The 11,580-nt window shown below is 64.2% G+C and carries 12 protein-coding genes and 1 pseudogene; 1 reads left to right on the top strand and 12 read right to left on the bottom strand.

The window, feature by feature from the left end:
* Positions 1–852 (bottom strand): annotated as a pseudogene (locus EN749_RS20230) (phage tail tape measure protein); the annotation flags it as partial.
* Complete coding sequence (locus EN749_RS20225) at positions 852–1,493, bottom strand: DUF6441 family protein (RefSeq protein ID WP_128363808.1); 642 nt, start codon at positions 1,491–1,493, stop codon at positions 852–854. The pseudogene EN749_RS20230 and the gene EN749_RS20225, both read right to left, overlap by 1 nt.
* Positions 1,494–1,542: 49 nt before the next feature.
* Between EN749_RS20225 and EN749_RS20220 the strand changes: the two genes are divergently transcribed.
* Positions 1,543–1,941, top strand: a complete 399-nt coding sequence (locus tag EN749_RS20220) for a hypothetical protein (protein WP_128363807.1) — start codon at positions 1,543–1,545, stop codon at positions 1,939–1,941.
* A gap of 212 nt (positions 1,942–2,153) precedes the next feature.
* Here the strand turns inward: EN749_RS20220 and EN749_RS20215 are convergent, their stop codons facing one another.
* The 10 genes from EN749_RS20215 to EN749_RS20170 form a co-directional block, all read right to left on the bottom strand.
* Entirely contained in the window at positions 2,154–2,585 is a 432-nt protein-coding gene (locus EN749_RS20215) for a hypothetical protein (RefSeq protein ID WP_128363806.1), read from the bottom strand.
* A gap of 29 nt (positions 2,586–2,614) precedes the next feature.
* Positions 2,615–3,142 (bottom strand): hypothetical protein, encoded by a 528-nt coding sequence (locus EN749_RS20210; RefSeq protein WP_128363805.1) that lies wholly within the window; start codon positions 3,140–3,142, stop codon positions 2,615–2,617.
* Between the two features lie 46 nt (positions 3,143–3,188).
* Positions 3,189–3,650, bottom strand: coding sequence for a hypothetical protein (locus EN749_RS20205; RefSeq protein WP_128363804.1), 462 nt, complete (start codon positions 3,648–3,650; stop codon positions 3,189–3,191).
* On the bottom strand, positions 3,651–3,995 hold the full coding sequence (locus EN749_RS20200) for a hypothetical protein (protein ID WP_128363803.1): 345 nt from the start codon (positions 3,993–3,995) through the stop codon (positions 3,651–3,653). It abuts the gene before it with no gap.
* The gene (locus EN749_RS20195; RefSeq protein ID WP_128363802.1) at positions 3,995–4,654 is read right to left on the bottom strand and encodes an FkbM family methyltransferase; all 660 of its coding nucleotides are present in this window, start codon (positions 4,652–4,654) and stop codon (positions 3,995–3,997) included. Before EN749_RS20195 ends, EN749_RS20200 begins: the two co-directional genes overlap by 1 nt.
* Positions 4,651–7,515, bottom strand: a complete 2,865-nt coding sequence (locus EN749_RS20190) for a methyltransferase domain-containing protein (protein WP_128363801.1) — start codon at positions 7,513–7,515, stop codon at positions 4,651–4,653. The genes EN749_RS20195 and EN749_RS20190 overlap by 4 nt, the downstream gene beginning before the upstream one ends.
* Before the next feature lie 9 nt (positions 7,516–7,524).
* A complete protein-coding gene (locus EN749_RS20185; protein ID WP_128363800.1) occupies positions 7,525–7,878 on the bottom strand; it encodes a DUF2190 family protein in 354 nt (117 codons plus the stop codon).
* Between the two features lie 69 nt (positions 7,879–7,947).
* Entirely contained in the window at positions 7,948–9,573 is a 1,626-nt protein-coding gene (locus tag EN749_RS20180; protein WP_128363799.1) for a hypothetical protein, read from the bottom strand.
* Between the two features lie 90 nt (positions 9,574–9,663).
* The gene (locus EN749_RS20175) at positions 9,664–10,293 is read right to left on the bottom strand and encodes an HK97 family phage prohead protease (RefSeq protein ID WP_128363798.1); all 630 of its coding nucleotides are present in this window, start codon (positions 10,291–10,293) and stop codon (positions 9,664–9,666) included.
* Positions 10,286–11,580, bottom strand: a 1,295-nt coding sequence (locus tag EN749_RS20170) for a phage portal protein (RefSeq protein WP_128363797.1), incomplete at its 5' end; no start/stop codon positions are given. The genes EN749_RS20170 and EN749_RS20175, both read right to left, overlap by 8 nt.

Below are 11,580 nucleotides of genomic sequence, written 5' to 3'. Positions count from 1 at the left end.
GATGCCGGCTGCGGCGCCGGTCACCTCATCGAGCGTATCGCCGAGCGCGTCGCCGATTTGCGCCTGTTCCTTGGTGAAGACGATGCCGAGACGTTCGGCCTCGGCGCCGAGGTCGATCAGGCCCTTTTTGCCCTGGTTGAGGAACGGCAGCAGGTTGGCACCGCTCTTGCCGAACAGTTCGATCGCCAGGGCCGATTTCAGCGCGCCGTCCGGCATGCGCGAAAAAGCTTCCGCCAGGTCACGGACGATCGCCTCGTTGGAGCGCAGCGTGCCGTTGGCATTCTTGATCTTGACGCCAAGCTTGTCGAAGACGCTGCCGAGCGGCTTTGCCTTGTCCGCCGCCTTCTTGGTGTTGTCGCCGAAACGGGTGACTTTCACGCCCGAGGCGTCGAGTGCGTCGCCGGCCTTGGTGGTCGAGGTCGCCGCTTCGGCGATCGCCTTGTTCAGCTTCGACATGCCGGCGACCAGCTCTTCCTGGCTGACGTCGGCCTGCTTGGCGGCGAATTCCAGCCGCCCATAGGCATCGACCTGCAGGCCGGTCTTTTCCGCCGCCTTGCCTGCGGCGTCGACAGCCTCGCCGCCGGACTTGGCCAGGCCGAGCACCGCCGCACCGGCGCCGGCCGCAGCAGCCGTCAGGCCGGCGCCAAGCAGCGCAACGCGACGGCCGACCGTGGCAAGATCGCTGCCGACCTTGGACAGACTGGCCGAGAACTTGCCGAAATCGGCCTTGATGGCGGCGTTCTGGATCTGCTTGAAGGCTTTTTCGCCGGCATCGCCGAGCACCTTCAGCTGATCCTTGATCGCGGCGCCGCCCTCAAGGGCGATGCGCTGGATGATCGGTTTGCGGGCCATCACATGTCCGGATTGAGGTGTTTCAAATAAAGCTCGGCCAGCCTGGCGGCGGCGCGCTCGGTGATTTCGCGGATCGAGAAACGGTCACGGATCGAGACTCGGTCGATGCCGATGAACAGCGGCACCAGAACCGATGGCGCACCCTTGCCGCCGCGTCGCAAGGCCGAAAGCGTGACCTTGCCGGCCTGGCCGCTGCGCCTATTGGTGGCGATCCTGCCGGCCAGCAGCGGCGGCTTGCCGGGCCGTTCGATCGAGATCAGCGGCCCGATGGTCTTGATGTAGAGCGCCGGCGTCATCTTCGACCGTCCGGCGCGCTTCGGCGTGTCCTTCAGCGGCAGCCACAGCTTGGGCTTGCCGGAGATGATCGCACCTTCGTCGAAGACGCCGGCATACTGGATCTTGTGGAAGATCAGCGCCGCGGCGTTTATGGACGTGCGGCGTCGGGGATAGACGTTGACGCGCAGCGCGTTCTGCCATTTGCGCGAGAAACCGGCGGCGGCGATGTCGGCGCGGCCCTCGCGCTTGACGATGTCGCCGGCCTCGGTGATCGCGGCGGTGCCGGCGAAGGCAATCGGATCCTTGATCGAGGCCATCGCACCCGCGAATTCGCCGTCCTTTTTCTGATAACGAAATCGCGCCATTTGCCATCAACCAGCAATCGTGCTTCTATTTCAGCGGGAGGGACTGTTCATGCGCTATACTGGTTTACTGCTTGCGATCGTCGCGACGACCGCCATTGCCGCGGCATTTGGCGCCAACAGTGCCAAAGCCGGGGATCAGGTGATGATCGACCCGGTCGAGTTCATGGTGTCGTGGCCGGATCTGATCGGCCGCGACGTGGTCATCACCAAGGGCCGCATTGCCGTGGCCAGCGACCAGTTCATGCTGCTGAATGTCCCCGGCGGCAACATCACCTTGATGCCGCCATGGGCAGACCGCGATGATTTGCGGGTGCTGTTCCAGAACTGCACCAGCGTGCTGACCGATCAGCGCTGCGATGTCGCTGCAGAAGGCACCGTCGGCAAGTCGTTGGCCGGCGCCCCGCAACTCTCCGGTGTCGACTTTTTCAAGCCGGCCGGGCAGCAGTAGCGCCCCCCCCTATTTGCTCATATCCTTGAGCAGTTTCTTGATCTCCTTCGGATCGCCTCGCGCGGCAAATGCATTGATGGCCAGCTGTTCGGCAACCTCCAGCTTGCGCCGCTCGGCAGCCAGCGTCAGGTAACCGGCGATCTCGCACGGCGAATACTCCCAGACATCCGCAGGCCGATGGCCGGCAGCGATCAGCTGTTCGATCGCCGCCGCTAGTTGATCGCCGGCGTCTCTGCGGCTGGCGATGCTTCTGGGTTTTGCAGCTCTTCCAGGAAGACGGCGACCCGTGTCTTGAGCTGCTCGATCAGCGGGCCGACCAGATTTGGGAACGTCGCCTTGGCGATGGCTTCGACCAGTCTCAGCTGGTCCTCGATCGCCAATTCGGAAGCGAAGGTCTCGGCGTCCGGATTGTTGTCATAGCCGCAGCCGGCGGCAATGAACGCCGCGGCAGCATCGGCGGCGATCTCGATCAGCCGCATCGGCGCGACCGTCTTGCCGCCCATCAAGTCGCCAAGTTCCGGATAGCGGGCCAGCAGACCGGTGAGCCGCTTCGAGCCGATCCGGTTGACCTCGATCTCGTCATTGCCGACCGTCACGGCGATCTTCACCGCGCCGGCCGGCGCTATATCCATCAAACGCTTCATGAAACTCTTCTCCGCCCTTCGGTTTGCCGTCAGGCTTGGTCGGTGACCGTGATGGTGCCAAAGTCGGAGGTGCCGTCCGTGTGTTCGGTCGACAGCGCCTCGCCGCTGATCTCGATCTCCATCCATTCCTCGGAGATCGGATTGAAGGTGCCGCCCGGCTTGAACGACACAGATGGCAGCGAGACGTCGATCTTGTTGCCGATGTCGTTCTGCGCCTGGTAGCGCAGCGAGCCCGTGACTTCAGTGTTGCGCATGATGTTGAAGGTCAGGATGCCGGAGCCGCCCGAGACCGGCGTATCGCCGCCCAGCTGCATCGCCAGGTTTTCCGCCGTCGCCTCGTTGGCGACGATGCGCAGTTCGAGGCTCGCCGAAGTGACAACAGAACGCACCTTCTTCTTGATGCCGACGCGGTTGGAGAAATAGTCGAGCGTGTCGCCGCCAGGCGTCGTCTCGAAGGCCGAGCACTCGCCCATGTCGCGTTCTACGCCACCTGTCGGCGTGAAATAGAGGATGCCTTTGCCGACGGTGAGGTTGTTGATGTCCGGAGATTCCGACATGGCTATGTCCTTTCGGTGATTGCCCGTATCACCGGGCGGGTTGAACTCAGGCGGTCACGGTCTCGACCAAAGCGCCAGGTCGCATGGCGTAGGTGAAGGTGAAGGCGACGCCGATGCCGCCTTCCATGGAACGGCCGCGCTCGGTGGCCGTCATGGAGCCCTGGTAGCGGATCGCCTGGCCATTGGCGGTGAATCCCAGCAACTGCTCATCCGACAGCACGGCCGCGATCAGCTTGGCGCGCAGCAGGTTGAGCTTGGTTCCGACGTCTTCGTCCTTGGCCTTGAGGCGAAACTGAACCTCCGGCGTCATGTCGACAAGCCGAGGCGTGGCGAGCGCGGTACGGCCGCGCGGATCGGTTTCGCGCGCCGTTTCCTCGCCATCGAACAGGATGACGGCAGGCAGATTGGCCGCCGCCGGGTCGCTCTCGTTGCGGATCGGGTTCAGCGTCGTGTCGACGTCCCCGGCAACGATCAGCAGCCGGGCCAGGATTACTTCGCGCGGGTCCAACTATTCCGTCTCCTCGGAAAGGATCAGGCGGATTTCGCCCTTGCTCTCACCGGTCGGCGCCGGGAAGATCTCATGGCTCCTGATCGTCCAGGTCCTGCCGCTGAAAGCGAGCGTGGCGTTGCGCAGGGCGGCAAGCTCGATGTCGGCGAGGTCGGATGCGCGCACCATTGCCGCCAGCTTGATGTCAAGCACTTCGACGCCCTTGAAGGCGAGCGCGGCCGGCGCTGTCTTGTCGATCGCCCGCAGTTCGATGGTCGTGCCATCGGTGCCATCGATCGTCAGCACCGCGTCCACCGCCAGCGGCGAATTGTAGAGCGCAGCGTAATGGATATCCCAGATGCTCATCAGACGCCCCAGATCGCTGCCTGGTCGGCGACGCGCACGAAAAGCATGTTGGAGCCGCACCAGGAGTGCAGGCAGAAGCCCTTGCCGTTCATCAGCGCCGCCAGCTCGTGGCTGGTGTCACCGCTGCCATTGTCGGCCTCGACGATGACCAACTTTGGCGGATGCGCGCCGAAATCGACCGATGCCAGCACATCAACGTCGAGACCTTCGATGTCGACGTTAAGCAGATCCGGCCAGATGCCGCCTGCGTGATGAGTGACGACCTGGTTGAGCGTCATCACCGGGAGTTCCATGCTTCGCACGATGCCGAGCGTGGTGGCGGTCGCGACGTCGAAGGTGAACCGGCCCGGATCGGCGGCAACATGATGAAAGGTCAGCCGTCCAACGAAGGGCGCGACGCCGACACACAGATTGATGTCGTCCGGCCGGTGTTTCAGAAACAGCGCGTGTTGCGCCTCGTTTGGCTCGACATTGATGCCGCGCGAGCCGCGTTCGTAGAGCAGCGCCGTGTTCGACAGATCGAACGGGTGATAGGCGCCAACGTCGAGATAGCTCGGCTTTTCGATGCCCAGCCGCTTGAAGATGTTGAGCACAGCGAAATCGTCGCCATGCTGCGCATAGGATCGGTCGCCGAACCATTGATCGCGATGGCCGGTCATTTCCGTCCCTCCGCAATTGCGCTTTCGATCCAGTTGAACTTGTCGCCGATGACGCGGTGATGACCTTCGACGCCGGTCAGCGCCGCATGGCTGGAGCAATGCTGTTCGGCGGGGACAACGTCCTCGAACCCGGCGAAGTAGAGGCAGGCCTCAAGCAGGCCTTGCGACCAGATCGCCTGGTGGCCGTGCGCGAAGATGATGGCGTGCATGGCGCCGCGCAGGTCGGCGGATGGACCCCATTTGCGGGTGAAGTCGAAATAGGCCTGGTCGCCGCGGCGATAAATGTTTTCGAGGCTCGGGACAGCGATGCGGATGACACCGCCGGGCTTCAGCACGCGCCGGCATTCGGCGAAGAATTTCAGTGCGGCGCGATAATCGACATGCTCGACGACATGCTCGGCATAGATGAAATCTGCGTGGCTGTCCGGGAACGGCAGCCGCTTGGTGATGTCGATCTCGGCATCGTAGTTCTGCCAGCCGTCCAGCCTGTTGGTGCCGCAGCCGAAGTTGAGCTTGACCAGCGAGGTTTGGCCGATCTCCCCCCTTGAGGGGGAGATGCCCGGCAGGGCAGAGAGGGGGGCCTCGCTCGGAGAGGTCGGCGGGACAGCGCCCCCCTCTGGGCTGCCGCCCATCTCCCCCTCAAGGGGGGAGATTATGCTAGTCACGAAGGCGTCCAACGCTTCCGGCGGGCAATGCGTGATCCAGTCCAGCTCGGCAGCGTTCTCTGCCGTGATCTGGCCCCTGTCGCCGCGCTCGGCCTTCAGCGGCAGCATGTGCAAATCGCCGCCGATCAGGTCGAAGACCGCCTGTTCCGGGAAAGGCCGCGCCTTGCGGTTCCACCAGTCGTAGCGCTCGATGAACTTCGACTGCCAAAGATAGTCGACCGAAAAGAACATCAGGCCGGTTTCGGCCCATCCGGTTTCCTGCCGCTTGGTGCCTTCGACCGGAACCGTGGCCGCCTTCACGCCATCGGCCATCATCTTGCGGATGATCGGCAGAACCGGCTTGGAAAACAGGCTGTCGCCCTCGATGTGGACGACATAGTCATATTGCCCGTCGATCGCCATCTCCAGACCCTTGCAGAAGGCCCTGCCCCATCCGTCTTTGCCGCCGCGCGCGAGGTGGCCGATGTTGTCGGGGAAGGCGTATTTCTCGGCGCCTTCCTCTACGGCCAGCAGCGGCACAGGCGATGCGCTGTCGACCAGAAGCAGATCGACGGCCCAGCCATTCACCTTGCGGTGCAGCGCCTCCCACCGCCCGGCCAGCCTCTGCTTCTCTTCGCTGTCGACATAGGTGGTGCCGAACACCAGGATGCGCGGTGTCGCGCCGTGCTCGATCGCGAAGGCCTCGACCAGCGGCACAGCCTTGGCCAGATCGATGGTCTTGTCGCATTTGTGATGCCGGTCGAAACATTCGCACGGCTTCACCGGCTCGATCGGCAGCGTCGGCGCCAGATGCGCGCCGCAGATGTTGGTGAAGCGGAAACTTTCATTGCCGCCATAGACGCAGATGTTCGGCGTTCCCACCGCCTGCGCCAGGATCGGCGTGAACCCGGCATTGCCGAAGACGAGCGCCGCCTCGGCGAACAGTCCGGCCAGCGTCTCGAAATCGGCCTCGCCGCGGTGCAATTTCAGGTCGGCGTCCTGTTCCTCGCCGACGATCTCCTCGCCCTTTTGCGTCAGATCGCAGACGGAAACCGTGAAGAACCGGTCCTTGATCGACCGATACAGCGCCGCATAGGCGGCAGGATCCGGAGACCTTGCCGGCGCCAGCCACGTCGCGTTGACCACGATCGGGCGATAGATCATGACCGGCTTGCCGCCCGTGTCACCGATGAGCGCCTTGGCCTCGTTGCGCCATTCCTGCTTGACCGGCATGGAGAAGTCCGGCCGCTCGGGAATCTTCAGGCCGACCGACCCGAACATGGCGTTCAACAAGGTGCCATGTCGCCTGGTCTGCGCATGATCGTAGCCGATTTTCATCTGTGCCGTGTTGAGCTTTGTCGATCCCGATTGGTTCTGATTGCCCCTGTCGCGCATGCGCGGCGGCAGATTGGGGCGATTGATCAGCGTGACCCGCAGCCCTTCGGCCTCGAGGTCGTGATACATCGCCGTGTAAAAGGTCTGCAGCTCGACGTCATTCGTCTTCATGAGTTCGCGAAGGACCGCGCGCTGATGAATGCAATCGCCGGCGCCGTACATGCTCATGACGGCGAGCGGAAACTTCGCCGGCGACGGTGCCGCCTTCATCAATGCTGCATGCGCCATGCTTACGGCTTCCTCGAAATCGAGCTTCGGCCAGCAGGAGAGATCGCTGACCGGCGAACAGTTGTAGACGTCGATGCCAAGCGACCGGATCGACATGGCGAGCCTTTCCAGCTCGGCATTGTGGCGCTTTGCCCAGCCGTGGCGCAGCGGGTTCTTGTAGCGGCCATTGTGGTGATGACGCCGACCGTCGGCACCGACCTTGCCATCGACGCCGAGCACGAAAACCGGATGCCCGCCGCGGTGGATCGCGACGTGAAGCGCGCCCGAGACCGAGGTCGCCGACACCGCGACACGCTCGCTATCGCTGGAAAAACCCTTGTCCGGCGACGCCCTGATCAGCCTGGTGCAGACCTTTGGGCCGATGCCGGCGGGTGTGACGATCTCGCCGGCGAAGGGCGGTTCCTTCGACCCGACCGAGGTCCACCAGTCGTCATCGGTATAATAGAGAACATCGGCGGCGGGATAGGTGAGATGCGCCGAGTTGATGGCGATGACCCGATAGCCCTCGAGCATCGACAGGTCGTGGCCGAGCACGGACGGCCCGCCCGCGAGAATGAAGACCGGCTGGCCTTCCCAATCGCGAGCGAGCCGCATGCTGATCCCTTAGATCGTGAAGGCAGCCGACAGCCGCACCTTGCCGAGGGCGGACGGATTGTCGGCCGCTTCGACGGCGACGCCGATCAGTTTGTTGGATCCGGCGGTGCTGGTGGCTTCGCCGGACGCGGCGACCCAGTAGATGCGCTCGCCGAAGGTCCAGGCCTGCGCCGAGACCTTGGGCAGTTCATGGACGCCGATCAGCGCCAGTTCGCCGGTTTCGCCGACGGCGATATCGGTCTGGGCGACGCCGAACACCGAGCCGGCGACGACACCGTCGCCAGACGCCACGTCGACGGCGCCGGTGACGTCTTCATTAGTCCAGGTAATGGTGTTACCCGGCTGGATATAGTTCTTGGCCATTACAGGCCTCCTTTGCGGAATAGAGGAAGGGGAAACGGGCGACGACGCCGCCCGCAAAGGTCAGGCCGGTTAGTTGCCGGGGTTTTTGTAGCCGAAGCGATAGTCGGTGGCGCCGACGCCGAAATCGAGCTCGACCGACATCTTGAAGCCCTGGGTGCCGAACGGCTCGTCGGTGCGCACGCGCGGCGCCTCGTAGCCTTCCAGATAGCCCCAGCGGTAGTTCGATCCCATCGCCGGATCGGCGAAGGCATACCACTCGTTGCCCTCGATCTGCGCGGTGTCGAGAACGCCGAGCTTGCCGGAGAAGATGTTGACGGTGGCAACCGTCGCCGGCGTGATCGAGGCGATCAGCATTTCCGCCTCGGTCAGCTTGTCAGGGCCGACAAGCAGCAGCTTGGCGGCATTCTGCAACAGCTGGTTGCCGCCGGTCGACTTCTGCTTCGACATGGCGGCGCGCGCCTTGCCGACATTGGTGACATCGATCGCCGTGCCGGGGCTGGCAAGGTTCTTGTGATCGGTATGGAACACCGCCTTGCCATCGGCGAGAGCAGCGTTGAAGGCCATCGAATAGAAGGTGACTTCCTCGAATAGCGCGACGGTCGGGCCATAGCTCGACAGCAGATCGGCAATGGCGCCGATGTTGTCGTTGATCAGCATCGGGCGGGTGATCGACAGCGCGATGGCGTAGCTGAACGCCTGCACGGTTTCCTTGCCCTCGTTGAAGGTGCCGTACTTGATCTCACCGGATTCCAGCACCTTCTGCAGCATCGGAAAATCACCGGTCTTGACCGTGGTGTGCGGCCGGAAATCGTTGAAGTTCTGCTTGCGGGCGATGCTGCGATAGGTCGGCTGGGCAAGCGCATAGCGGCCTTCGAGCGTGCGGTTGATGGCATTCTCGAAAATGATCGGGAAATCCGACGTCGACATGCCGGCGCGCGTCAGGATCTCGTCCTTCTGGCGGGCATTGACCACCACGCCGCCACGCCAGTCGACCGACTGCGCCGCGATGTCGATGACGCTGCGACCCATGAACGCACGGGCAGCAGCGGAAGGTCCGGCGGCCGGCAGCGGTGCGCCGAGCGAATAGGACAACGCCTCGGTCATGGCGGTGCGCCTGACGTCGCGATCGTCCTGCGTGATGCGGGCCGGATTGGTCTGCGTCTGGCGGGCGGCCAGGCGGTCGAACATCTGCGCGCGGAAAGCTGACGGATCGACGTTGGTGCGGATGGCGGTCTGCTCGTCCTCGGTCGACAGATCGACGCCCTGGGCGCGCGCGGTGGCCGCAATGCCGACGATGTCGGCGGCACGGGTTGCCGCGTCGGGCGTCGGCGCCTGGCGCTGCTGCTGGCTGCGGGTCTCTTCCTCTTCGGCCGTGCGGATCTGCGCCCTGACTTCCTCGATCTCGGTCAGGATCCTGGCATGGTCGGCCTCGATCGTTCGCGCCGCATCAGGTGCGGTGTCATCCTTGATCTCGGCCTTCTTCTGTTCGGCCTTGGTGGTCAGTTCGGTGAGCTTGGCGCGCAGGCCGGCAAGCGCCACGGTGGCCTGCATGATGTGATCGGAAAGATTGAAATGCTGGTGCAGGTCGAGCGGCATATGCGGCGCCGCATAGGCCAGGTCGGCGCCAAGGCCGACGATAAGGCCGGCGCACAGGATCATGGCGACGGCCGCGGAGAAGAAAGCCTTTTTCATCATGGCTTTGGTCCTTTGCGATTCCGGGGCGATGAGCCGTCGCCCTGCGTCCCCGGTGGAGCGCAGGCGGCCGTTGAGATGCGTATGCTTGGACTAGCGACCGATACCGGCCATCCGCTGCTGCATGCCGAGACGGATGCGGCGGATCTCGTTTGCGTCTGCGAGCGTGCGCATGACGCGACAATCAAACGTCTCAGGCTTGGCGCCACCGCTGCGCACCTGCGCGCCGGGATCGGCCGGGATCGGCACCGCCGAGATCTCCCACGGCTCCCAGTCGACGACGCGGTGCAGCGGCACCTTGCCGTCCATTTCCTTGCGCTCGACCGCGTGGATGCGGTAGCCGACCGAGATGTTGGAGACCGTGCCTTCCTTGATGCGAGCGACACGATCAACGGCATCGGCCGCGGCCGACAGCTGCACTCTGGCGACGCCTTTGCCGCCTTCAAGCCTGGCGCTACCGCGCACAACGGAGCCGATCACGTCGTTGAGGCTCCATTGCCCGTGCGTGTCGAGGAACGGTGCGCCGCTGTTCAGCCGGTCGAGCCGGATGGCGTTGCCGCTGACGATCAGCTCTTCGTCGAACTCGCCATCCATCCAGGAGAAGCGCCGCACCGTGGCGCCTGTGGTCCAGATGACGTCGATGGTGTTGGCGGCCTCGTCGAACGAGCCGGCACGCACCTCGGCATCGCGCAGCATCTGCGGCAGGCGGATGATCTCAGTCATTGTTGACATCCTGTGGGTTTTGCGGGGCTCCATCCTGCGGCGCCGGCGGCGAACCGCCGTTGAGCGGGCGGCGCCCGTCGATATCGAGGGCAAGATTGGCCTTGTCGGCGACCTTGAAGAAGGCTTCGGTGTCGGCCACCACCTTCTTCCAGTCGCGACCCCAGGCCGAAATGAACTCCTGCGGCGACATGCGCCCGGCACGGACGGCGGCGATGTCCGCCTCGAGATCCTTCTTGGGATCGATCGGCTCGTTGGCCGGCATGATCAGGTCGACCGGATAGCCATCGCTGCGCGGCCGCAATTTGCCGGCCAGGATGGCGCGTTCGGTAAATCGGCGATTGGCCGGCAGCACCATGCGCGGCGCTATCAGGTGCCACTGGATCTGCTCGACCAGGCGGCGGAAATCAATCTTGCCCGCGCGCAGCGACGAATAGTTCGCCTGGCGCAAGTCGCCGGTCAGTTGGTCGTAAGTGATGCCGGCGCCAGCAGCCATCGCCTGCATCGCGGCGAGATAGACGGTGCCGAACTGCGACTGCGATGACGGCTGCGCGAACACCATGTCGGAATTGCCGATGTCGACGATCATGCCCGGCTCGATGCGGGTGACCTTCTGGCTGTCGCCGGCGCCATCGGCGGCATCCTTGGTGGCGAACGGATTAGGATCGCCGGGATTGGATTTACGGAAGCCGGCGAAACAGGCCTGTGTACGCGCCTGCATCAGCGCCGAATCGAACAGGTCCTGCGCCTCACGGCCATTGAGCAGGATCGGCGCGAACCATGTGATGCCGCGCACCTGGCCCCAGCGCAGCGGCCGGTAGAGGTGACAGAGATCGTTCCAGCCGACCAGCGCCGAACCGCCGACCAGCGCCGACACTGTCATGTCGCCGGGATGGTTCTTCCACAGCCACAGGCCTTTGCGGCGGCCATTGTCGCCGAGTTCGACACCGAGCCTGGTGTTGGATCCGGCGAGACCATAGTCGCGCGAGGCGTCGATCTGGTCGCCCTCAAGACCCTGCAGCCGGAACGGCACGCTTCCGTCGGCTTCGGCCGAACTGAGGTCGATGAAGCGGATGACAGAATCGCCGCCCTCGACCATCGAGCGCAGCGCCAGGGCCTGCATGGTCGGCTCGTCGAGCACGCCCTCGACATCGGCCCGCGCCTGCCATTCCTCGCGAGCCAGCCGGAATTGCGTGTCAGCGCGGTCGGAACCGGTGTTCGGCACCACGGTGATACCGGTGCCGACGACATGCGAAACCAGCACGTCGAGGATGCGCTGACCGGCCCAGC

Source organism: Mesorhizobium sp. M7A.F.Ca.ET.027.02.1.1, assembly GCF_004022985.1.
Classification (GTDB): Bacteria; Pseudomonadota; Alphaproteobacteria; order Rhizobiales; family Rhizobiaceae; genus Mesorhizobium.
Note: the sequence above shows the minus strand (reverse complement) of the source record. Positions and strands in the feature narration are given on the sequence as shown.